General features: G+C 41.2%; 21 protein-coding genes and 4 pseudogenes. 22 read left to right on the plus strand and 3 right to left on the minus strand.

From position 1 onward, the window contains the following. Positions 1-93: 93 nt before the first annotated feature. From rpsO to rpsI, 14 genes are all read left to right on the plus strand, one after another. Positions 94-363, plus strand: coding sequence for a 30S ribosomal protein S15 (gene rpsO / locus G573_RS0103565; RefSeq protein ID WP_003090378.1), 270 nt, complete (start codon positions 94-96; stop codon positions 361-363). A gap of 422 nt (positions 364-785) precedes the next feature. Further along, entirely contained in the window at positions 786-2,978 is a 2,193-nt protein-coding gene (gene pnp / locus G573_RS0103570) for a polyribonucleotide nucleotidyltransferase (RefSeq protein ID WP_027975422.1), read from the plus strand. Further along, a complete protein-coding gene (locus G573_RS0103575) occupies positions 2,968-3,708 on the plus strand; it encodes an SseB family protein (RefSeq protein WP_027975423.1) in 741 nt (246 codons plus the stop codon). The genes pnp and G573_RS0103575 overlap by 11 nt, the downstream gene beginning before the upstream one ends. A gap of 17 nt (positions 3,709-3,725) precedes the next feature. Further along, entirely contained in the window at positions 3,726-4,349 is a 624-nt protein-coding gene (gene cysE / locus G573_RS0103580) for a serine O-acetyltransferase (RefSeq protein ID WP_027975424.1), read from the plus strand. Positions 4,350-4,401: 52 nt separating this feature from the next. Then, positions 4,402-4,578: a hypothetical protein gene (locus G573_RS11405; protein ID WP_156888792.1), complete on the plus strand. Its 177-nt coding sequence runs from the start codon at positions 4,402-4,404 to the stop codon at positions 4,576-4,578. 11 nt (positions 4,579-4,589) lie between these two features. Further along, positions 4,590-5,933: a cysteine--tRNA ligase gene (gene cysS / locus G573_RS0103590; protein ID WP_027975425.1), complete on the plus strand. Its 1,344-nt coding sequence runs from the start codon at positions 4,590-4,592 to the stop codon at positions 5,931-5,933. Next, positions 5,926-6,321, plus strand: a complete 396-nt coding sequence (locus G573_RS0103595) for a Mini-ribonuclease 3 (RefSeq protein ID WP_027975426.1) — start codon at positions 5,926-5,928, stop codon at positions 6,319-6,321. Before cysS ends, G573_RS0103595 begins: the two co-directional genes overlap by 8 nt. Before the next feature lie 164 nt (positions 6,322-6,485). Next, the gene (locus G573_RS0103600) at positions 6,486-6,986 is read left to right on the plus strand and encodes a beta-class carbonic anhydrase (protein ID WP_027975427.1); all 501 of its coding nucleotides are present in this window, start codon (positions 6,486-6,488) and stop codon (positions 6,984-6,986) included. Between the two features lie 46 nt (positions 6,987-7,032). Next, a complete protein-coding gene (rlmB, locus tag G573_RS0103605) occupies positions 7,033-7,773 on the plus strand; it encodes a 23S rRNA (guanosine(2251)-2'-O)-methyltransferase RlmB (RefSeq protein WP_027975428.1) in 741 nt (246 codons plus the stop codon). Positions 7,774-7,888: 115 nt separating this feature from the next. Continuing rightward, the gene (locus G573_RS0103610; protein ID WP_027975429.1) at positions 7,889-8,749 is read left to right on the plus strand and encodes a DegV family protein; all 861 of its coding nucleotides are present in this window, start codon (positions 7,889-7,891) and stop codon (positions 8,747-8,749) included. Positions 8,750-8,883: 134 nt separating this feature from the next. After that, positions 8,884-9,378, plus strand: coding sequence for a hypothetical protein (locus tag G573_RS0103615; RefSeq protein ID WP_027975430.1), 495 nt, complete (start codon positions 8,884-8,886; stop codon positions 9,376-9,378). Then, positions 9,375-9,569, plus strand: a complete 195-nt coding sequence (locus G573_RS0103620) for a helix-turn-helix transcriptional regulator (protein ID WP_027975431.1) — start codon at positions 9,375-9,377, stop codon at positions 9,567-9,569. Before G573_RS0103615 ends, G573_RS0103620 begins: the two co-directional genes overlap by 4 nt. A gap of 360 nt (positions 9,570-9,929) precedes the next feature. Beyond that, on the plus strand, positions 9,930-10,376 hold the full coding sequence (gene rplM / locus G573_RS0103630) for a 50S ribosomal protein L13 (RefSeq protein ID WP_027975432.1): 447 nt from the start codon (positions 9,930-9,932) through the stop codon (positions 10,374-10,376). A gap of 21 nt (positions 10,377-10,397) precedes the next feature. After that, on the plus strand, positions 10,398-10,790 hold the full coding sequence (gene rpsI, locus G573_RS0103635) for a 30S ribosomal protein S9 (protein ID WP_027975433.1): 393 nt from the start codon (positions 10,398-10,400) through the stop codon (positions 10,788-10,790). Between the two features lie 106 nt (positions 10,791-10,896). On the opposite strand, the pseudogene G573_RS10885 reads toward rpsI, so the two are convergent. Beyond that, positions 10,897-11,163: pseudogene (locus G573_RS10885) on the minus strand (tyrosine-type recombinase/integrase); the annotation flags it as partial. Beyond that, positions 11,156-11,272 (minus strand): annotated as a pseudogene (locus G573_RS11735) (phage tail tip lysozyme); the annotation flags it as partial. The pseudogenes G573_RS10885 and G573_RS11735, both read right to left, overlap by 8 nt. Before the next feature lie 785 nt (positions 11,273-12,057). Here G573_RS11735 and G573_RS0103650 point away from each other — a divergent pair. The 6 genes and pseudogenes from G573_RS0103650 to msrA all read left to right on the plus strand — a co-directional run. Beyond that, positions 12,058-12,972, plus strand: a complete 915-nt coding sequence (locus G573_RS0103650) for a magnesium transporter CorA family protein (RefSeq protein ID WP_027975436.1) — start codon at positions 12,058-12,060, stop codon at positions 12,970-12,972. Between the two features lie 37 nt (positions 12,973-13,009). Then, positions 13,010-13,864: an SDR family NAD(P)-dependent oxidoreductase gene (locus G573_RS11250; RefSeq protein WP_027975437.1), complete on the plus strand. Its 855-nt coding sequence runs from the start codon at positions 13,010-13,012 to the stop codon at positions 13,862-13,864. A gap of 197 nt (positions 13,865-14,061) precedes the next feature. After that, a pseudogene (locus tag G573_RS11255) lies at positions 14,062-14,285 on the plus strand (uracil-DNA glycosylase family protein); the annotation flags it as partial. A gap of 135 nt (positions 14,286-14,420) precedes the next feature. Further along, positions 14,421-17,390 (plus strand): MucBP domain-containing protein, encoded by a 2,970-nt coding sequence (locus G573_RS0103660; protein ID WP_084522372.1) that lies wholly within the window; start codon positions 14,421-14,423, stop codon positions 17,388-17,390. 613 nt (positions 17,391-18,003) lie between these two features. After that, positions 18,004-18,441, plus strand: a complete 438-nt coding sequence (msrB, locus tag G573_RS0103670; RefSeq protein WP_027975439.1) for a peptide-methionine (R)-S-oxide reductase MsrB — start codon at positions 18,004-18,006, stop codon at positions 18,439-18,441. 30 nt (positions 18,442-18,471) lie between these two features. Continuing rightward, positions 18,472-18,966 (plus strand): annotated as a pseudogene (gene msrA / locus G573_RS0103675) (peptide-methionine (S)-S-oxide reductase MsrA); the annotation flags it as partial. Between the two features lie 260 nt (positions 18,967-19,226). On the opposite strand, the gene G573_RS0103680 reads toward msrA, so the two are convergent. After that, on the minus strand, positions 19,227-20,339 hold the full coding sequence (locus tag G573_RS0103680; protein WP_027975441.1) for an NADH-dependent flavin oxidoreductase: 1,113 nt from the start codon (positions 20,337-20,339) through the stop codon (positions 19,227-19,229). A gap of 122 nt (positions 20,340-20,461) precedes the next feature. Between G573_RS0103680 and G573_RS0103685 the strand changes: the two genes are divergently transcribed. Together G573_RS0103685 and G573_RS11690 are read left to right on the plus strand one after the other, a co-directional pair. Beyond that, complete coding sequence (locus G573_RS0103685) at positions 20,462-20,992, plus strand: TetR/AcrR family transcriptional regulator C-terminal domain-containing protein (protein ID WP_027975442.1); 531 nt, start codon at positions 20,462-20,464, stop codon at positions 20,990-20,992. A 662-nt stretch (positions 20,993-21,654) separates the two neighbouring features. Further along, the gene (locus G573_RS11690) at positions 21,655-22,365 is read left to right on the plus strand and encodes a GntR family transcriptional regulator (RefSeq protein ID WP_027975443.1); all 711 of its coding nucleotides are present in this window, start codon (positions 21,655-21,657) and stop codon (positions 22,363-22,365) included.

The raw sequence follows: 22,365 nt of genomic DNA on the forward strand, positions 1-22,365 counted from the left end.
TAATAACTGTCTTAAAGACAAGTAACCTTTTCTTGGTTCTAGGACTTGCCAAAACCTAGCACTCGGATTAAGGATTCAGAAGGAGAATATACTATGGCAATCTCAAAAGAGAAAAAAAATGAAATTATCGCTCAGTATGCTCGTCATGAAGGCGATACTGGTTCTGTAGAAGTGCAAGTTGCTGTCCTTACTTGGGAAATCAACCACCTCAACGAACACATTAAACAGCATAAAAAAGACCATGCTACTTACCGTGGTTTGATGAAGAAAATCGGTCACCGTCGTAACCTCTTGGCTTACCTTCGCCGTACAGATGTTAACCGTTACCGTGATCTTATCAGCTCACTCGGACTTCGCCGTTAATCTAAAGGCGTCCGAAAACATTTTAAAAAGCAGCCTGCTGAAATTAATTTTTCAACAGGCTGCTTTTGTTTATCTTACATTAAACTGCCAGTGAGTCAAGTGACTGCACCGTAAGGCAGCTGTCAGCAATCTTGCAAAGGAAGAGAGCAAACGAATTTCCGCTCCAAACCAATAAAAAGCCATTTCTCCTCTTTTTCTTTTCTTGGAAAATATGTTAAAATAGACGAGATACGTGGTTTTGTGCAAAGTTGAAGAAGTAAGCAGTCTCTTGTTTCAGGGCTTGTGATAAGACGGCCGCTGAAGGATTCAGACAAGCGAGTCTTGCCGGCTGTATGGGATGAAACCCAGCCCGCTCACAGTTTCCTGAGCTTATTCCCTCAATTTTGTGGAAAACACGTAGAATAATTTTTCAGGAGAAAATAATGTCGAAACAAGTGTTTGAAACAGTCTTTGCTGGTAAAAAGTTAGTGGTTGAAATCGGTCAGGTTGCTAAACAAGCCAACGGCGCTGCTGTTATCCGTTATGGAAATTCAACGGTTCTTACAGCTGCTGTTATGTCTAAAAAAATGTCAACAGGTGACTTTTTCCCGCTGCAAGTCAACTATGAAGAAAAAATGTATGCGGCTGGGAAAATCCCCGGTGGTTTTAACAAACGAGAAGGCCGTCCGTCAACGGATGCAACCTTAACCGCCCGTCTTATTGACCGTCCGATCCGTCCGATGTTTGCGGAAGGTTTCCGCAATGAAATTCAGGTGATTAATACTGTTCTTTCTTACGATGAAGACGCCAGCGCGCCAATGGCTGCTATGTTTGGTTCTTCTCTGGCACTTTCGATTTCAGATATTCCTTTTAATGGGCCGATTGCCGGAGTGCAGGTGGGCTACATCGACGGCGAATTTATCATCAATCCAACCGCTGCCCAAAAAGAAGTGTCGCTGTTAGAACTAACAGTAGCAGGAACTAAGGAAGCCATCAACATGGTTGAATCCGGTGCCAAAGAATTATCAGAAGATATTATGCTGGAAGCGCTTCTTAAAGGACATGAGGCTGTGCGTGAGCTGATTGCTTTCCAAGAAGAAATCACAGCGGCAGTCGGCAAAGAAAAGGCTGAGGTTGAACTGCTTCAGGTGGACAGCGATTTACAGGAAGAAATCATTGCAAACTATAATACAGAACTCCAGCAGGCTGTTCAGGTCGAAGAGAAAAAAGCGCGTGAAGCAGCTACTGAAGCTGTCAAAGAACGTGTGACGGCTGAATATGCGGAACGCTATGCAGAAGATGACGACTACGACCGCATCATGCGTGACGTTGCAGAGATTCTCGAGCAGATGGAACATGCAGAAGTGCGCCGCCTCATCACCGAAGACAAGATTCGTCCTGACGGCCGCCGTGTGGATGAAATTCGTCCGCTTGATGCCGAAATTGATTTTCTGCCGCAGGTGCACGGTTCAGGCCTTTTCACACGCGGTCAGACTCAGGCTCTGTCTGTCTTGACACTGGCACCGATGGGCGAAACACAAATTGTTGACGGTCTTGATCCGGAGTATAAGAAGCGCTTTATGCACCATTACAATTTCCCGCAGTATTCTGTCGGTGAAACTGGGCGCTATGGCGCACCGGGCCGCCGTGAAATCGGTCACGGAGCTCTGGGTGAGCGTGCGCTTGCCCAAGTGCTTCCAAGTCTGGAAGAATTCCCTTACGCTATTCGTCTGGTAGCAGAAGTTTTGGAGTCAAACGGATCGTCCTCTCAAGCGTCCATCTGTGCGGGAACTCTGGCTTTGATGGCTGGCGGTGTGCCAATCAAGGCACCGGTTGCAGGCATTGCTATGGGACTGATTTCAGACGGTACCAACTATACTGTCTTAACTGATATTCAAGGGCTTGAAGATCACTTTGGCGACATGGACTTCAAGGTCGCCGGCACCCGTGAAGGGATTACCGCCTTGCAGATGGATATCAAGATTGCCGGAATAACACCCCAGATTTTGCAGGAAGCTCTGGCTCAGGCTAAAAAAGCCCGCTTTGAAATTCTTGACTTAATTGAAGCAACCATTCCTGAACCTCGTCCGGAATTGGCTCCGACAGCACCTAAAATTGATACCATTAAGATTGATGTGGATAAAATCAAAATTGTCATCGGCAAGGGCGGTGAAACAATCGATAAGATTATTGAAGAAACCGGTGTTAAGATTGATATTGACGACGAAGGCAATGTCGCTATCTACTCCAGCGATCAAGACGCAATTAATCGTGCTAAGGACATTATCAAAAACTTAGTGCGTGAAGCAAAGGTCGGTGAGGTTTACGAAGCAAAGGTTGTCCGTATCGAAAAATTCGGTGCCTTTGTCAATCTTTTTGACCAGACAGATGCTCTTGTTCACATTTCTGAGATTGCCTGGAGCCGAACCAATAAGGTCGAAGATGTACTGGCAATAGGGGATACGGTCACTGTTAAGGTTATCAAGATAGATGACAAGGGACGGGTAGATGCTTCTATGAAAGCTCTTCTTCCGCGGCCGCCTAAAGCAGAAAAAACCTCCGGGCACCATAAGTCTGAAGGGCATCACCGTCCGAGAAAAGACCATAAGGATAAAGAAGAAAAACATGATGCATAAATTTAACAAAGAACTTGATATGGCTCTGAGAAGTTTTATCAAGGAACCGGATAATTTTTTAAACAGCCTAACTCTGGTCAACAGTCTTCATTCCTTCCCTGTATTGGCAAGCGATCAGCCCTATGCTATCTCGCTTGAAGGGCAGAAAGTGACACCTGTTTTTACAGACATGGAGGATTTGAAACTCTTTAGGGCGCAGCAAACCAGTGCCAGAAAACAAAACTGGGTGGAGCGTCCGAGTCTGGAAGTTTTAGAAGAAGTTATTGTCAACCGTTTAAACGGTATTGTCTATAACATTAAGCGCACAGGCGATTTTGGCAATTCTACCATCTTCAAAAGCAATGAGATGGTGCAGTTTATCAATAACTATACGGCCATTCTTAATACCGTTTTCAGTGAAGAGAACCAAGCGGCAGATATTTTGGATAAATATTATCTGGTACCGGCTTTTATTCACCCTAAAGAAAACGGTGACTTTGACAAGGGGTTCCCGACCATGTCCAATCCCGACGGGGAAAGCTATGTTCCTATCTTTTCTAATCTGCCGAGCTTTGTGAAATGGTACCATGATAAAGAATTCGGGCTCCCTTTTAGAGAAGCTCAGGGAGTTATTATGACCTGGAAGGTTGCTGATATTCAAGAATCAGAAACCAAGGAAACAACTCTGGGAGTAGTCATTAATCCATTTGATGATAAGCAGATTGTTGTCGAATGGTCTGGTATGGATTAGAGACAAAGGAGACGACTATGGGTTGGTGGAAAGAAACCATTGATATTGTCAAAGAAAAAGATCCGGCGGCACGCACATCGCTTGAGGTTCTTTTGACCTACCCGGGTGTTAAGGCCTTGGCCGCTCACCGGATTTCTCATTTTTTGTGGAAACATCACATGAAATTGTTGGCACGGATGCACAGCCAGTTCTGGCGCTTTTGGACACAGATTGAGATTCATCCGGGGGCGGAAATGGCTGAAGGTGTCTTTATCGACCATGGTTCAGGTCTAGTTATTGGTGAAACAGCGGTTGTTGAAAAAGGTGTTATGCTCTATCACGGTGTGACCCTTGGCGGTACAGGTAAGGATGTCGGCAAGCGCCACCCCACCGTCCGAGAAGGAGCTCTTATATCGGCTCATGCTCAAGTGATCGGTCCGGTTGAAATCGGCAAAAATGCAAAAGTAGGTGCCGCTGCTGTTGTTGTTTCTGATGTGCCATCGGATGTAACAGTTGTCGGTGTTCCGGCTAAGGTGGTCCGTGTACATGGCAAAAAAGACGAGCTGGTTATTCATCAAATTGAAGAGGAACGTGAGACTAAATACTACACTTCTAAATTGGAAGAACTGCGCGAGGCCAGTCTGCATTCGTCGCGTTTATAGGCGTAAGGCTTTCATAAATCTGAAGACAGAAAGATTTACAAGGAGTTAAAAGATGACTGCATTTTTAAAGAAAAATCGGCTGTATGTATTGGTTATTATCCTGTCTGCGATAGTTGCTGTGATGCAGCTCTTTTCAGGCAATCACTCAGGTGCACTGGTGTGGAGCTGTATTACCTTTGTGTGGATAATTGTGCTTTACAGTAATATAAAAAACACTCCGAAGAAATGATTGGGGAATCTATGATTAAAATTTACGATACCATGACGCGCAGTCTGCGCGAATTTATGCCTATTCATAAGAACACAGTAAACATGTATGTCTGCGGTCCGACAGTTTATAATTATATTCATATCGGCAATGCCAGAAGTGCAGTCGCTTTTGACACTATTCGCCGCTATTTTGAATACCGTGGTTATAAGGTCAACTATATTTCGAATTTTACGGATGTGGATGATAAGATTATCAAGGCAGCTGCACAAGCCGGCATGACAACTAAAGAACTGTCTGATAAATTTATTGCGGCTTTCATGAAAGATGTTGCGGCTCTTGCTGTAAAACCAGCTACTGAAAATCCCCGTGTCATTGATTATATGGATGAAATCATTGACTTCGTGCAAGTTTTAGTAGATAAAGGTTTTGCCTATGAAGCATCAGGCGATGTTTACTTTCGGGTTCGCAAGTCTAAAAACTATGCTGCCTTAGCCAACAAGACGCTGGAAGAACTGGAAATCGGTGCCAGCGGCCGCGTGGATACCGAAAGCGAACTGAAGGAAGATCCGCTGGATTTTGCCCTCTGGAAATCAGCCAAAGCAGGCGAAATCTCTTGGGACAGCCCTTGGGGCAAAGGCCGCCCGGGCTGGCATATTGAATGTTCTGTAATGGCAACAACGATTTTAGGCGATACCATTGATATTCACGGCGGCGGAGCTGATCTGGAATTTCCCCACCATACCAATGAAATTGCCCAGTCAGAAGCTAAGACAGGACAGCCCTTTGCCAACTACTGGATGCACAATGGCTTTGTCAATGTAAATGATGAAAAAATGTCCAAATCTCTTGGCAACTTTGTAACGGTCCATGATCTTCTAAAGACTGTAGATGGCCAGGTTTTGCGTTTCTTTTTGGCAACGCAGCACTATCGTAAGCCGATTAACTTCACTGATAAGGCTATCCGCGATGCTGATATTAATTTAAAATATCTCAAAAATACCTATACCCTGTCTGTTGGAGCAGCAGCTGATAAAGAGGCGCTGACTAAGTTTGAAGCAGATTTTGCAGCGGCTATGGATGATGATTTCAACACGGCTAATGGAATCACTGTCATCTTTGAGATGGCCAAGTGGATCAATTCCGGCAATTACGACAGCACAGTCAAAGAAGCTTTTGCAAAAATGCTGGAAGTTTTTGGTATTGTCTTTGAAGAAGAGGTCTTGGACGCTGATATTGAAAAGCTGATTGAAGAACGTCAGGCTGCGCGTGCTAATAAAGATTTTGCTACCGCAGACCGCATTCGCGATGAGCTGGCAGCCCAAGGCATTAAGCTCCTTGACACCAAAGATGGTGTGAGGTGGACACGTGACTAAGGCAGATGTCAATCTCATCAATGGTATTGCCTTGGCTTTTGAGGGTGATGCTGTCTATTCGACCTACATTCGCCGGCACCTGATATTTCAAGGTCAAACTAAGCCCAGCCAATTGCACCGCCTGGCTACGCATTATGTATCTGCTAAGGCACAGGCCATGCTCATCACTAAAATGCTGGATGCAGGGCTTTTGACCGAAAAAGAAGAAGACATTTACCGGCGCGGACGAAATGCCAATGCCAATACCAAGGCTAAAAATACTGACATCGTGACCTATAAAATGTCTACAGGCTTTGAAGCTGTCATGGGCTACCTCCATATGACCGAGCAAATCGAACGGCTGGAAGAGCTGATTGACTGGTGTATTTCTGAAGTGGAAAGAGTGTGATAGAGGATCTTATCTGTTACAAAAATAAATGTCAACAGTTCTCGTAAGGGAGCTGTTTTTTGCTGACTATAAAAAACACTTATATCTGATCATAATAAAATGGTATTATGCAAGTGATTTCTATTTTGATAATATAAATTTTATAAATACTTGGAGGTTTTATGGTGGCAGTATTTGATGATTTTTTAGAAGCTAATGCTAGTTATATTAAAAATTTTAACAATGTTGATTTAGAGCTTCCGCCCAAACGTCAAGTTGCAGTAGTGACTTGTATGGATGCAAGACTCCATCCTGCACCTGCTCTTGGAATTAAACTTGGTGACAGTCATATCATTAGAAATGCAGGTGGGCGAATTGATGAGGGAACTATTCGGTCTTTGGTGATTTCACAGCAATTATTGGGAACAAAAGAGATTGTTGTTTTACACCATACAGATTGTGGTATGCTTACTTTTGAGAATGAAGATCTATACCAAATTGTAAAGGAAAAATTGGGAGAAGATGTTAGTGATAGGGATTTTCTTCCAATTGCAGATTTAGAGCAAAGTGTTGTTGATGATGTTAATTTCTTGTCAGGCTTGAAAGTTTTAGCGCCAGATACACCTATTAGTGGAGCTATATACGATGTGAAAACTGGAGCAGTTAGAGAAGTCACTCGAAAATAATTTAGAGATCGGTTAGAATACCGGTCTCTTATGTTATAATAAAGCTATGAAACAGACTGAACAAACAACCGACATCGTCTATGGTGTTCATGCGGTGACTGAAAGTCTCCAAGCCAATACCGGCAATAAGCTTTACATTCAGGATGACCTGCGCGGAAAGAATGTTGATAAACTCAAGAATTTAGCAGCTGAGAAGAAAGTTTCCATCTCTTGGACGCCCAAGAAAACACTGTCAGAGATGACAGATGATGCTGTCCACCAGGGCTTTGTTCTGCGCGTTTCCGAGTTTGCCTACGCTGAGCTCGATGCTATTTTGAAAATGGCAGAGCAAGAAGACAACCCTCTGATTCTCATTTTGGACGGACTGACAGACCCTCATAATTTCGGCTCTATCCTGCGAACAGCTGACGCAACCAATGTCTGCGGGGTGATTATTCCCAAACATCGGGCAGTTGGTGTGACACCGGTTGTTGCCAAGACATCGACTGGAGCTGCGCAACATGTGCCCATTGCCCGTGTGACCAATCTCAGCCAGACCCTTGATAAGCTTAAGGAGCAGGGCTTTTGGATTTTTGGCACCGATATGAATGGTACGCCGTCGCATAAGTGGAATACAGCAGGGAAGTTAGCACTTATTATTGGCAATGAAGGCAGAGGTATTTCTCAAAACATCAAAAAACAAGTAGATGAGATGATTACTATCCCGATGGGCGGCCATGTGCAAAGTCTTAATGCCAGTGTTGCAGCTGCCATTTTGATGTATGAAGTCTTTCGAAATCGTTTGTAGGTTTTGAGCAGTTGAACTGCTCTTGTCGCCTGCCGCAGATTCTTTTGCTATAATAACTGGTAATGATTCAAAAAATAGTTTTAATGATAGAATGATAGATTTTAGGAGGTTAAGCATGAGCTTTGCAATTATCACAGATTCTACCGCCGATTTACCGGAAAGCTGGGCTCAGGAAAATGATGTTCAGATTCTGGGTTTGACTGTTCAGCTGGACGATGTCACTTATGAGACGGTGGGTTCCAATCGTCTGACCAGTGAGATTTTGCTGGAAAGAATGGCTGCAGGCAGCAAACCAACAACAAGTCAGGTCAATGTAGGCCAGTTTGAATCGGTCTTTCGCCAAGCTGCTGAAAAAGGAAAAGCCGTGCTTTACGTGGCCTTTTCATCGGTCTTATCCGGCACCTGTCAGTCGGCTTTGATGGCGCGTGATATTGTGTTGGAAGAATATCCAGATGCTGTGATTGAAGTAGTGGATACTTTGGCCGCAGCCGGAGGCGAAGGTTATTTAGCCATGCTGGCAGCTCAGGCACGAGATCAGGGTCTCTCACTGCAAGAGACCAAAAAGCTTGTGCTTGATACAGCTCCGCGGCTCCACACCTTCTTTTTAGTTGATGATCTCTATCATTTGATGCGCGGCGGCCGATTGTCTAAAACATCTGCTCTTGTCGGAAGTCTTGTCAATATTAAGCCTTTATTGTGGCTGGATCCAAGCGGGAAATTAGTACCGCTGGTAAAACTGCGCGGCCGCAAAAAAGGCATGCGAGAAATGGTCAAACGAGCAACAGCTGACCTTGGACATGAAACGGCAGTTGTGGCCTATTCTACTGATACTGAAGCTGCAGAGAGTTTAAAAGCCCAGCTGCTAGAAAACGAAAAAATAAAACACGTCCTGATATTACCCCTAGGTCCCGTTATTTCAGCCCATGTCGGTCCGAATACATTAGCCGTCTTTACCATTGGAAAAAATCCACGATAACATTAATCTTAGGCAAGCAAATTCGTTTTGTTTGTCTTTTTTGAATGTTATTTCAGATAAAATGTAAAATATAATTGACAAAAAGAAAATTAAAGACTACAATATAGGTGTAAAAAGAAAAGGAGGACAGACTCATGATTATCTTAATAAAATTCGTTTTGTTCGCCGCGGTTATTGCTGTTTTAGCTGTCGGTTATAAACATTCCAAAAAAATGCAAGAATATGATGAACGGCAAGAGCTTCTCCAAAACAGAGCTTATCGCTATGCAGCGCACGGTATGATATTTACGAGCGCCGCTGCTGTCATTTGGAGCGAGGAACTCATGAAAGTCCTCAATGGGGAACTGCTGGCTTTACTGGTTATGCTGGTTGGTACCGTGATTTATGTTTCTTATGCTGTTTTGCATGATGCCTATTTTCCGATGAATAAGAATAGCGGTATGGCGTCAGTCGGGCTGTTCAGTGTCATAGCAATTATTGAGTTAATCGTGGTTGTAAAAAATATGCTGAGCCACACCTTTTCTGCCGAAAATGGCGGTTTGCATCTTTTACTTCTCGTTGCCTTTGTCATTATTTTAGGTGTTATATTTTATAAGAGGCACTTGGACAAAGAGGAGGCTGATTCATGAAAAACCTGCGCTTAAAGGCTGCGCGTGCCGGAAAGGATCTGTCTCAGCAAGCTCTGGCAGACTTGGTTGGTGTATCGCGTCAGACTGTGTCAGCCATTGAAAAAGGAGATTACAATCCCACCATTAATCTCTGCATTAAGATATGCAAGGTATTGGAAAAAACGCTGGATGAACTTTTTTGGGAGGACTAAAAGAGGCCAATAAGAAGACAAAATGTTTTAAAAGCTTCTGCTAGGAGCGAACGATGAAATTCTTGTTTTCCAAGACACTGGAGTGACTGATTTCTCTTGTACTAAGAGGAGCTGCCTGTGGCTGGACAGATTTGCTGAATAAGAATGGACAGGTCGCTCTGGCAGAGGCTGTAGGCGATATTTTCGCCAGAATAAAAACTTATGATTTACAAGAAAAAAACCTTGACTTTGGTCTTGGTTTTTTGGTATGATTATGAATGGTATTGTTTACCCCATTTGAAAGGCCCCGGAACCCTTCAAATAACCAGTGGACCGGAACATCCACTACTTGTAAACATAAAGATTCGTATAGGAGAAATCATGAACAAAACAACATTTATGGCTAAACCAGGCCAAGTTGAACGTAAATGGTACGTTGTTGATGCCACTGATGTACCTCTTGGACGTCTTTCAGCAGTCGTTGCCAGCGTTCTTCGCGGAAAAAATAAACCAACTTTCACACCTCACACTGACACAGGTGACTTTGTTATTGTTGTTAATGCTGAAAAAGTGAAATTAACAGGTAAAAAAGCAACTGATAAAATCTACTACACTCACTCAATGTATCCAGGTGGATTGAAGCAAATTTCAGCAGGTGAATTGCGTGCTAAAAATGCTGTTCGTTTGATTGAAAAATCAGTTAAAGGAATGCTTCCGCACAATACTCTTGGACGCGCACAAGGCATGAAATTGAAAGTTTTCGTTGGTCCTGAGCACACACATGCTGCACAGCAGCCAGAAGTACTTGATATTACAGGTCTTATCTAAGAGGAAAGGAGAAGCTAAATAATGGCACAAGCACAATACACAGGTACTGGACGCCGTAAAAACGCTGTTGCACGCGTTCGCTTGGTTCCAGGTACCGGAAAAATCACAGTAAATAAAAAAGATGTCGAAGAATACATCCCACGCGCTGACCTTCGTCTCGTTATCAACCAACCGTTTGCAGTAACATCTACTGAAGGTTCATACGATGTTTTCGTTAACGTTATCGGCGGCGGTTATGCCGGCCAATCAGGTGCAATCCGTCATGGTATCGCACGCGCACTTCTTGAAGTTGATCCAGATTTCCGCGACTCTCTCAAACGCGCCGGTCTCCTTACACGTGACGCCCGTATGGTTGAACGTAAGAAACCAGGTCTTAAGAAAGCACGTAAAGCTTCACAATTTAGTAAACGTTAATCAGTACGATTATATCAACGTTTCAAAGCACTCAAGAGTTCACCTCATGGGTGCTTTTTTCGTGTTTTTTTGAAAAGTTCACCTCAAAATTTACCTTATTTTCACCTTATTGTTTTAGTGATTTTAAGGCAAATTCACCAACTGCCATAGGAACGACATTAGAAGTATTGACATAAATCTGAGTTGTTCCTGTATCGCTATGAGTCAAAGCTTCTGAAATAGCTTCTAAACTCATACCGGCTTCTTTAGCTAAAGTTGCTCCTGTATGACGTAACTTGTGCAGTGTAGCGTGTATTAGTTCCTTATGACGGCGTTCGACTGACTTCATCTTATTATTAAGATAATCAGCGTGCAGTGGTTTATTGACATTGCCTCAATGGATAAGTGGCAGAAGTATGATTAGAGGTATCAGTTGCTTTGGTAAGACAGTAACCAACGGGAATACCTGCAGATGTCACGCCTCCGCCATCATGTGGCTTAGAAGCGATACTTTGAGGTGGTTTGGGTATTCCGTCATAGCCATCTATAAATTTATCTAGCTTTTCCATAACCTTTTGCTTGTTTTTGGCCAGAACCAGAAGTATCTGTAAAATAGACACCCCATCTGTAGCATTTGAAATACTCTCTGAGTCATTTTAATTGTCAAAATCCTATTTTTTGTAATAGGTATTATCTCCAAATTGTAACCCCCATCTTAATTTCATTTACCAGCATCTCCATCAATAGTAGAACTGGTCATGACCGTTTAAAATCACAAGTCCATTTTGAAAACAATTTTCCCTTTAGCATGCTCTTGACATAGACAATCAATGCAAAAAATAGTAGATTCAAAGACTATGTCTCATTATCTTTTTTTCTTTTTGGGAAGGCCGTAAGCACTTATTGCAGCTACTTTAAGATCATCAGTTATTTTCATTCCATTCCTTGCAGTAGCTTTTATGGCCAGTATCTTAAAACAACTACCAACAGGCACTGAGAATTTAAACGCTGATTATTTTTTCTATTTTCTATTTTCTGTTTTTTATTTGGCGGTATGCAAAATTTATTACTTAAATGGGTTGAAGACGGTATGCTATTAACTTCAAAAGATATGGGAAAGATTGCTTTATATCCATCAACATTGGAAAGACTAACGACTTCTTAGCCAACTCCTGAATAGGCTAGCCCTATGACATACACTACACCAAATGGTTCTTCACCTTGATAACCTTGTATCTCTTAATTATTTGGGGTATACTAGCAATAGTATTTTTATCTGAGGTGACTTATGATACAACAACGTCAATTTGGAACCAATAACCAATACTCTTGGTTCACGATAAATGCAGAAACGACAGACTTAGCAAATGTTGTCGTTGATGATTATCAACTGGATACCGAAGCCATTACTTATGCTTTGGACAAAAACGAGCGTGCGCATATCGACTATGACAGTGACAAAGACCGCCTGCTTGTCGTCTATAATGCACTCAATCTCAAAAAAGATGATAACCACTATGAAACAATTCCTATTACATTTATCGCTACCGATGATAGTCTCATTACCATTGTTAATGAGGAAAACCGGTATGTAACGGATTTAATTGCGACAGCTCTGAACCGTCATGAGGAGCAGTCTATTTTTAATCTGTTATTTACATCTTTGACAATGATTTCAAATCGCTATTTTCCTGTCATGGACGAGATTGACCGCGAGAAAGATCGCTTAAATGCCCTCTTGAGGAAAACAACCACTAAAGAAAGTTTACTAGCTCTGTCAGATTTAGAAACGGGATCTGTCTATATCTTGGCTGCTGCCAATCAAAACGTTCTCCTCTTGGAACAACTCAAAAGCCATCCCCGCTTCAGACACCTCAAGGAGGAAGAATTAGAGCAACTCGATGATGCCTTAATCGAAGCAAGACAACTGGCTTCAATGAGTCAACTTCATTCACAAATTCTTCAGCAATTATCCAGTGCTTTTAATAACGTCTTGAATAACAACTTAAATGATAACTTGACCAAACTAACCATCATGTCAATATTATTAGCTGTTCTTGCTGTCATCACTGGTTTCTTTGGTATGAATGTCCCACTTCCTTTTAGCCAAAACGGCTCTGCTTGGATTTTTATATCACTAGCATCTATCATGCTTTGGATACTGGGCGCTTTTTTACTCAAGTATCTGATCAAACAAAAATAAAGGACTTAGATGATTAAGTAGTTGAGAGGAACAATTGATGAAAACTTATATTATTACTGGTGGTAATTCCGGGTTAGGATTTGAAACTGCTAGACGTATTGCCAAGACAGATTCTCATATCATTTTGGCCTGCAGAAATGTAGCAAAAGGCCAAGCTGCTGCCGAGACCATTAAACAAGAAAGCGGCAATCAAAACATTGATGTTCGTAAACTTGATTTAGCATCCCTAAGATCGGTCAGAGAATTTGCTAATAGTTTAGAAGGTATCTCTATTGATGCACTAGACAACAATGCTGGTATTTCAGGTCAACATACAGGAATCACTGAAGATGGATTTGATGTCGTCTTTCAAAGCAACTATCTCGGACATTTTCTGTTGACTTTGCTTCTCTTACCTCAAATGACAGAGCAAGCCAGAATCCTCAATGTTTCCAGTGATATGCACAACTCACCCTTTGTAGATTTGGAGTGGAGGGATTTAGACAGTATCATATACCCTACTGATGATACAATGGGACTACGCTATTATTATTCAAAACTCTTCAATCTTTATTTCACCTATGAATTAGATAGACAATTACAGGCACAGGGGAAAGAAATACTTGTAAATGCTTTTAATCCAGGATTTATGGCAGACACTAATTTGGCGGGTGGTCACATTACTCCTGAGAGGATTGAACATGTCAAGCAAACGATGCCTGACCGTTACAGTGAACTACCACTTTCAGCGGATGCTGTTGCAGATATTCTAACACAGAAAGACTTTGCGACCATCAGTGGTCAATACTTTGACCGTAGCACACAAACTGTTCAATCCTCTAAGCTCTCTTATCATGCAGACCACGCAAAAGAATTGTGGGAAGCTAGTTTAAAACTAGTAGGTGAAGTATAATATTATATTATATGTTCGTATCACTTTGATAGCCATTTTTCCGCTATTCTCAGATAGAAATAATGATAAAACTATTCAGGAAACGATTGGTGCTGATTCGTCTATTCCAACCATGTATGAATATATAGTCGGCTTGGTATGATATTATATGAGCGATAAAAACTATGATTTACATGAAAATTTTAATTTGACTATGACAGCTGACAATCCTAATCGGCAGCTATGCCCAAAAATACTATCTGCAGCAAAAATCCTCGGTCAAACTGACAGATACTGTGGAGCACTATAAGGATTATCTGCCTGAGTATTTTCCGCTCGTTCACCCTTCTCCCAGAAATCAAATCTGGATGGCGCGGCATCCAGATTTGAAAAGCAGGTCGTGCCGGATTTAAGAAAGACCGTCCGGCAAATTATGAATTAAATAATAAGAAATCCGGACGAATTCTGGATTTTTTGTATAATCTGATAAAAATAGCTGTAAAAAACCATGTTTTTTGAAAAATTTTATGCAAAAAATTCGTTTTTGCTGAAATTATCTTGAAATCTCTTTTCAAAAATGTTAAAATGTTTTTTCAAAAATATTTCATTGCAAATAAATTTGAAAAAAATATTTCGTTATATTAAAGGAGATTTTATGATGAATCAAAAACGTTATGCACTGAGGAAACTTAAGGTTGGGTTGGCTTCGGTAGCTGTAGCATTTGCTTTGGGGACAGCAAGACAAGCAGCAGCAGACGATACCGCATTGGCCGCACAAAATTCGGCTGCGATAAACCAAACCAGTACAGCCTCTCCATCATCGGAGACAGCTGCATCGGCTTCCGCAACGCAGGCTGCACCAACTGTACAAGCTTCGGCTAGTCCAACAGCAGCACAGGCAGCGCCGGAGCAAAATGCCAGCGTTGTTGAAACACAACCAGCAGCATCAACTGAAACAGTGGATGTTACCGTTAACCCAAGGTCTGAATCTGCACAGCCTGTTGCAGCTGCTTCTGAAGTTGTCTCTACAGAAAATCAAATATCTGAAGCTGCTCCGGCTGCTGAAGCTTCGAACCTGCCAGCTGATACAAACCTCTCTACAGTTACGTCAGACCAACCAGCTGCAGCTGTAGATAAGCTTAAACAAGATGATACCGCACCTTTAGCTGATAATAAAGTTGAGACACCAGCGACTATTTCGACAACAGGTAGCAAGCTATCAGATATATCAAATCTTCCGATTCCTGGTGAAGAAACACAGCCTGTTGTATCTGGCCATGGTGAATTAACACAGAAAACTGCTGTTACGGCAACAACAATGGATGATGCTAATGGTGCTACAGTATCAACGCCAGATAACCTAGCAAAGTTAATTGCGCAAGGTTATAATCTAGATCCTACAAAAGATCACATTACTTATGCTTTTGCAGAATTAGAAGGTTTAAATCAGAAGCTTAAAGCAAATGGTGATACGCGTGAGCTCTACTTTAACCTTGCTTTTGACCGCAGACGTGATGCTGTAGGCGGTGACAAAGCTATCTATGTTAATCTTTGGGATAAGACAAGTAACACACTTCTCGAAACAATTGTTCTTGCGGAATCACGTGTAAACTATACTTCTAAAGTTTTAGAAGATTTAACAGCCTCTGGTGTTGCTGAAGCAGCAGGCTATGTCTTCTCAAAAGCAGATTTAGATAATGGCGGGCAATCAAGTTCTAACGTATTTGTTTATCATAGCGTTAAAACTTCACAAATTCATACCTTGTACTCTCTAACAGAAGGTACAAAGATTGGTGTTCGTGAGTCAGATGCCCAGTTTAAAGATACTGTAGCCTCAATTCAAAATACTTATTATGTTTCAAAAAATCCAGATGGTTCAGTGACTCAATTAGCTGTATGGACGAATGAAGGTTGGGCAGGTTCTGCCTTCACATCATCAGGGGAGCGTGAGTTCAAAGGCTATGAATTAGTACAATCACCAACTGAAGATAAAATGTCTGGTCTGATTGCGGTTCGCCCAGTTGTTGGTTATACATGGGAAGATACAAAGCGTGGAGGCAATAATTCAGGTGATCGTTGGGCTCAACGTATTGGTGAGGTTGTTAACGACCAAAGTGCTATCATTCTGAAAATCATCTCTGCAACCAATGCTGACATGACTGAAAATGTTCAGGTTGAATTTACATCTGACGTAATTTATCCGGCAGGAGCAGTTAAACCGGATGGTACCATTTCAACAGGTTATGCGACTAACGGTCCAGCACAAATGGTAGTAGGTAAAGTCACATATGATGGTGGTCGCTATAACTATCAAAATGGTTCAGGCGCCTTACGTGGATTTAAACTTCAAAGCTCCATGTTCACACCACAGCCGGACGCGGTTTATGTTTATGAACCCATGGGAACAGTAACGGTTCACTATGTAGACACAGAAGGAAATACACTTCGTGCTGATGTTATTGATACTAAGGATGAACCAACAGGTACAGCCTATGACACAGCTGATAACAAACCGGAAAAAATCCAAAATGATGGAGTTACTTACTATTTGAAAGAAGTAGCTGATTCGAACATTGTTGGTGGTAAGACTGTTTATGAAGTAAATGACTATACAACTGCAGATCCTGAGCAAGGAACTGTGGCACGCAGCACATACAAAAACGTTACTTACGTCTATGAAGAAGGCGGAAGTGTCATCATCAACTATGTACTTGCGGGTACTGAAAATTCAGCTAACCCGGTATACCTTCAAGCTACTGTCAAAGATGAAGACTACACTAAAGGTGGTACAGCCTACGATACGACTGACCATATGCCTGAAATCATCACTAGCGGGGGCAAAACATACAAACGTGTCCCAGCATTGACTATTGGTGATGAGCAAGGTACTGTTGAGCCAGGTAAGACTAAAGAAGTAACCTACGTCTATGATGAAATCAAGACAGGTTCAGTTGTTGTTAACTACGTTGATGAAAATGGTACACCAATTAAGAACCCTGTGACTGATACACCAGAAACAGATGTGGATACACCATACGACACAACAGACAATAAACCGGATGTCATTAAAACTGACGATGGTAAAACTTACCAACTTATTAAGACAGAAGGAACTGAGACTGGACAAGTTTCTGAGGGTGAAACGGTAGTTACTTATATCTATCGTGAAGTTGTAACAGAAGTTCCAAACGATTACCCAACAGTAGAACTACCAGAAGGTCATATTAGCATAGTGCCAAATGACTACCCAACTTATGACTTGCCAGAATTGGATCTTCCAATGCCAGACAAGCCAGAGGTTAGAGTTCCTGAAACTCCAGAGCAGCCTAATCAAGTACCATCAGTTGATTTGACAAGTGACCCTACTCCAGCTCCTAAACCGGCATCAGCAAAATCAGTTTCAGAAGCGCCTGTTCAAAAAGCAGCAGCACTTCCAGAGACTGGTGACGCAAATAATGGGCCTGCTGCAGTGGGTGTTGCTGCCTTAATGGCAGCATTTGGTCTTGGTTATGTAGGAAAACATAGTCGTAGCCGTAAAAAAATGTAAGCGCCCAAGAACAAGGTGTATTAAAAATGACCCGGAGAATTGCTTCTCTAGGTCATTTTGTTTATGAAGGCAGTGTTTTTGCACTGTAAGCACCTGATAAGCAATCGACCAATAACGAAGAAATAATCCTCTGTACTAAAACAGGAAAACTGTAGGCTCCTTATAATGTCAAAACAACTTAACTGGTTTAGACAGAGTAGTTTGTCTCACTCTCTGTTTTTTTAATTAAAATATAATCGTAAGTGATATACTAGAGATATACCGTGTATAAAGTCATTAAGATTTTTTAAAATAGCATTTGTAGAATGGATGGATTAGCTATTTAACAAAAGAAGAGGAGTGTCTGGGCTATGAAGCTGACAGATGAATTATTTGCAAAATATAGGTTAATAGAGGATACTCTGTTGCCATTTCCAGCCAAGTGCCAGCTTGGCTGGACTGGCTGACACCGATCATCGAGAAAAAGATGACCGCACAGGACCTTAGCAGCATGATCATGTCCTTTCCAACTCAAACCTATGTGCTCTGGTCAACATTGACATCACTTTTAAAAGCACAATAGTTGGAAAAATTTTAACACCTATCTTTATATCAATAAAAAGGAGGACCCCACATGACAGAAGAAGCAAAAGAGGCATTGCGCAAGCGTATCGGCGATTTGGCCTATGAGGTGACACAAAACGCCGCAACTGAGCGTGCCTTCACAGGGGAATACGACGAGTTTTTTGAAAAAGGCATTTACGTTGATATCGTAAGTGGCGAGCCCTTGTTTTCATCAGCAGATAAGTATGACTCAGGCTGTGGCTGGCCAGCCTTTACCAAACCTATTGACAATCATCGGGTGACCGACCACGAAGACCGTTCTTTCGGTATGCGCCGTATCGAAGTTCGCAGCCAGGAAGCTAACTCACACTTAGGACATGTCTTTAACGATGGCCCTATTGACCGCGGCGGTCTGCGCTACTGCATCAACTCTGCTGCGCTCAAGTTTATTCCTTACGAAGAAATGGAAAAAGAAGGCTACGCAGATTATATGTCTATCGTTGAGTAAGAACCTATTTTAGAACACGGAGGCAAGTATATGAAAACAATTTATCTGGCGGGAGGTTGCTTTTGGGGTGTTGAAGGCTACTTTGACTTGATTGACGGTGTTGTGGGAACCCGTGTGGGCTATGCCAATGGTCAATCTGAAGTCACGTCTTATGCCTTGATTGATGCGACCGATCATGCAGAAACTGTCGCTGTCACTTACGACCCGGAACGCATCACCCTGCATGAATTACTTTTGCACTATTTCCGCATTATCAACCCTTTCTCTATCAATCGTCAAGGCAGCGATATGGGCCGTCAATACCGCACAGGTATTTATTACACGGATGAGAGTGACAAGGCAATTGCGCAAGAAATGATGCAAGCCGTCAGTCAAAAACACGATGGCCGTCCTCTGGCTGTTGAGCTGGAACCCTTGCGCCACTTCATTGACGCTGAGGACTATCACCAAGACTACCTCAAGAAAAATCCCAACGGCTACTGCCATATTGATTTATCTTTAGCTAAGGGACCAATAAAAGAGATTGATTGAAATTAGTTTAAGGATTTTTAAAAATATTAACATCTAATCCTGACAGATCAAGTCTCAAGAACGTTCGTAAAGCGAGTTCGTTTTTAAAACAGTAAAAACAGCTGCAATACAGCTATGACTGCACTCCGTGGCTCACACCATGGGGTGTTTTTGATATTTAGCTAAATCAATTTGTATATTTTTACATTATCGCCAAGCAAAAAAACCCAGAAGCAGTGATGCTATCTGGGGTCTTTTGATGTTAGTGATCATGTTTAAATACCTTCGACTGGAGGAAGCGGAGAGTTTTCAGCATGGAACCACTCTACTAAATCATCCGGCCAGTTCAGCTCTTCTAAATTTTCGACTCTTGTCCGAATGGTATCTGCCTTGCCGTCTTTGATTTTTTGCATAAATGCCGGTTCAACCAATGCTGCTCGGCCTATTGCGACCAAATCAGCTTCATTTAGGGCATCTAAAGCGTCATCGGCAGTAAATACGCCGTTGACAATGATTAACTTGGCACGTCCTTTGATAGCTTTATTGGCTAAAGCTGCGTAACTTTCTTCGTGTCCGTCCGGTTTAGCATCATAGTGGGTAAACAGAGAAATATGGATATAATCCAATTTATTTTGATCCAGCAGTGCATCAACTAATTGCATGCTGTCATCCACAGTATATCCAATGGTTTCTCCATGAACTTCATCTGGGGAGATGCGATAGCCTACGATAAAACCTTCTGGCGCATATTCCTCAACAACACGGCAGACTTCCTTGGCGACAGCCAGAGGGAAGTTCATTCGATTGGCTAAGGAGCCGCCCCATTTGTCGGTGCGGTGATTTGAATAAGGAGAGAAAAATTGCTGAAGGAGATAATGATTTGCTCCATGAATTTCAACGCCGTCAAAGCCTGCATCGATGGCACGCTTGGCAGCTCTGCCAAAGTCCTTAATGGTCTCTTCAATTTCACTGGCAGACAATTCCCGAGGATGATGAGTTAAAAATGGGAAATCCATCTCAGTTGGCACAGCAGCAACGCCGCCATTCTGCGTAATATCTGCCTCACGGCCTGCATGGTAGAGCTGTGCAATGGCTTTACTGCCATCTTTTTTGATGGTTTGTGCCAGTTCTTTAAGACCTGGAATGAATTTATCATCAAAAATGCCGATCTGTCCTTTAAAACCGCGTCCGATCATGTTAACATTCATGGCTCCGGTGATAATCAAGCCGGCAACTTTGGTTCGAATACTGAAGTAATCTAAATCGGCCTGACTGACGCTGCCATCAAGATTGGCACCTTTTGCTTCCATTGGAGCCATAACAATAGCTGAAGGAGATTTTCCGCCATTTGGGAAGTTAATTTCCTCGAGAAGTTTTTGATAAGTCATGTTTAGACCCCCTTTTATATCCTCATTGTGATATAATTATCATAGCATAATGAAACCGTTTTCAAAGCGACAAAATGTTACTTTTGTTGTGACAAAACAGAGAAAGTGTAAGAGCATCTGCAATGACAGTACCAACTAAAAAGATCATTTCTAATTCCATTATCCACTTACTTGAAAAAACCAGTTATGAAAGTCTCACTGTCTCAATGATTATGAAAGAGGCCGGTATGTCCAGGCAAACGTTTTATCATTATTTTCAGGATATTCCTTCGGCCATGTTTTCGATTTTTTCCGAGGATTTAGAAAAAAGTTTTGCCTTATTTAAACAGGGAAAAAGCTACCGGGACAGCACGGAGTATCTGCTAAATAATTTAAAAGAAAAAAAGAATTTTTTGCGTGTGCTGGTTACTGAATTCGATAATAAGTTTTTTGTTGAAAATTATTATGATTTATTAATGGATGTCTCGTATGATTATATTGGTTTAGCACAAATTGATGATGAAATTGAATTCTTATTGAGTTTGTACTGGTTTGGTGTGATCTATAAAATGATTGGCTGGATTAAGTCAGGCATGACAATGGGAGTTGAAAGATTAGTTGAACTATTGTATGCCGGCATGCCAAACAGGCTGCAGGCTTATATGTCATTTTAGTTCAGCCAATAATTGTTTTTGATTATAGTTCAATTTTATTAGACTAGGACGAAAAGTGCAGGATTGAAGGCACTTGATATAACAGCGTTTAATAATCCAGTACAGTTAGGAAAAAGCTAGTTTTCAAAAATGTTAATTAGTATGATTATATACATACTTCAAGCCAGCTAAGAATTTACCCTTTAGCTGGCTTTTGAATAAAATTTCCTTAAGCCTTATTGGAAAATTTTTAGTTCATCAAGTAAAATAATTTATATACCATTTTCTTCTCAAATTTTAATTTTATGATAGTTAACTTTGTTTTTACTCCATTTAGCATTGATTATAAGTTTTGCTGCCTATTTATTTTGATAAGAAATGTGTTTATACCCAGAATTTAATTGTTTATATTTTCATTATCAAAAATTTTGAGCTGAATAAGTTTCTTAAAGTTATTTGAAGCATAGTAGGATTTTTTTGTGCTTAAGTACTTCTTAAGTAGTTCCTTTTATTATACCTATACTTACTCTAATGTCTGTGTGATGACTGCTTACGATAAATGTAACTTGTTAGATTATCTAAATTATTTTAAAATAATTAAAAATAGCTTGACAAAGTTAAATTGAAAGCGTATTATTACAAGTGTAAATACGTTATATAACGTATTATAAGAAAGGAATGGTATGCCAGTTACAAATAGTCAAGTGCCACTTTATATTCAAATTAAAAGCAGTTTGAAAGATAAGATAACAAATAATACTTACCATGTTGGTCAAAAAATTCCAACAGAGACTGAGCTTGAAGAATTATATGGAGTCAGTCGTGTCACGGTCAGGAAGGCAATCAAAGAGCTTGTCTCGGAAGGTTATCTTATCAAAAAGCAGGGTAAAGGAACCTTTGTTAATCATAAAAGAGTTAATCGTAAACTGTCGTATGTTATGGGCTTCTCACAAAGCTGTTTAAAGAACGGTTTACAGCCATCAAGCGAAGTGTTAGAAAAACGCATAATGTTACCAACACCTGAAATTGCTGAAAAGCTGCAAATTGATTTAGACGATGAAGTTCTTTATATTCAGCGTAAACGTTTTGCTGATGGTATTCCTATTTTTTTAGAAAATAATTATTTTTCCTTTAAAGATTTTTCTTTTTTGATGGAAGAAAATCTTGAGGGTTCTCTCTATGATATCTTAGAAAAACGAGGGATAAAAGCAGAAAAATCTGACGAGAAAACATTAGAAATTGTTCTCGCAGATGATAAGATGGCAGCTCTTATGTCTTTGCCTGTAGGGACAGCCTTTTTCTATCTGAATGTTAGAATTTCTGATCAGAACAATAAGCCTATTCATGTTGGTCACCAGTATTATCTTGGTGAGTATTACAAATTCGATATGTAA

The organism is Streptococcus devriesei DSM 19639 (genome assembly GCF_000423725.1).
In the GTDB taxonomy this organism is placed as follows: domain Bacteria; phylum Bacillota; class Bacilli; order Lactobacillales; family Streptococcaceae; genus Streptococcus; species Streptococcus devriesei.

What these genes read in the sequence shown, in the direction of transcription:
- rpsO (WP_003090378.1), top strand. Translation starts at nt 94, where the DNA reads ATGGCAATCTCAAAAGAGAAAAAAAATGAAATTATCGCTCAGTATGCT.
- pnp (WP_027975422.1), top strand. Translation starts at nt 786, where the DNA reads ATGTCGAAACAAGTGTTTGAAACAGTCTTTGCTGGTAAAAAGTTAGTG.
- G573_RS0103575 (WP_027975423.1), top strand. Translation starts at nt 2,968, where the DNA reads ATGATGCATAAATTTAACAAAGAACTTGATATGGCTCTGAGAAGTTTT.
- cysE (WP_027975424.1), top strand. Translation starts at nt 3,726, where the DNA reads ATGGGTTGGTGGAAAGAAACCATTGATATTGTCAAAGAAAAAGATCCG.
- G573_RS11405 (WP_156888792.1), top strand. Translation starts at nt 4,402, where the DNA reads ATGACTGCATTTTTAAAGAAAAATCGGCTGTATGTATTGGTTATTATC.
- cysS (WP_027975425.1), top strand. Translation starts at nt 4,590, where the DNA reads ATGATTAAAATTTACGATACCATGACGCGCAGTCTGCGCGAATTTATG.
- rlmB (WP_027975428.1), top strand. Translation starts at nt 7,033, where the DNA reads ATGAAACAGACTGAACAAACAACCGACATCGTCTATGGTGTTCATGCG.
- G573_RS0103610 (WP_027975429.1), top strand. Translation starts at nt 7,889, where the DNA reads ATGAGCTTTGCAATTATCACAGATTCTACCGCCGATTTACCGGAAAGC.
- G573_RS0103615 (WP_027975430.1), top strand. Translation starts at nt 8,884, where the DNA reads ATGATTATCTTAATAAAATTCGTTTTGTTCGCCGCGGTTATTGCTGTT.
- G573_RS0103620 (WP_027975431.1), top strand. Translation starts at nt 9,375, where the DNA reads ATGAAAAACCTGCGCTTAAAGGCTGCGCGTGCCGGAAAGGATCTGTCT.
- rplM (WP_027975432.1), top strand. Translation starts at nt 9,930, where the DNA reads ATGAACAAAACAACATTTATGGCTAAACCAGGCCAAGTTGAACGTAAA.
- rpsI (WP_027975433.1), top strand. Translation starts at nt 10,398, where the DNA reads ATGGCACAAGCACAATACACAGGTACTGGACGCCGTAAAAACGCTGTT.
- G573_RS0103650 (WP_027975436.1), top strand. Translation starts at nt 12,058, where the DNA reads ATGATACAACAACGTCAATTTGGAACCAATAACCAATACTCTTGGTTC.
- G573_RS11250 (WP_027975437.1), top strand. Translation starts at nt 13,010, where the DNA reads ATGAAAACTTATATTATTACTGGTGGTAATTCCGGGTTAGGATTTGAA.
- G573_RS0103660 (WP_084522372.1), top strand. Translation starts at nt 14,421, where the DNA reads ATGTTAAAATGTTTTTTCAAAAATATTTCATTGCAAATAAATTTGAAA.
- msrB (WP_027975439.1), top strand. Translation starts at nt 18,004, where the DNA reads ATGACAGAAGAAGCAAAAGAGGCATTGCGCAAGCGTATCGGCGATTTG.
- G573_RS0103680 (WP_027975441.1), bottom strand. Translation starts at nt 20,339, where the DNA reads ATGACTTATCAAAAACTTCTCGAGGAAATTAACTTCCCAAATGGCGGA.
- G573_RS0103685 (WP_027975442.1), top strand. Translation starts at nt 20,462, where the DNA reads ATGACAGTACCAACTAAAAAGATCATTTCTAATTCCATTATCCACTTA.
- G573_RS11690 (WP_027975443.1), top strand. Translation starts at nt 21,655, where the DNA reads ATGCCAGTTACAAATAGTCAAGTGCCACTTTATATTCAAATTAAAAGC.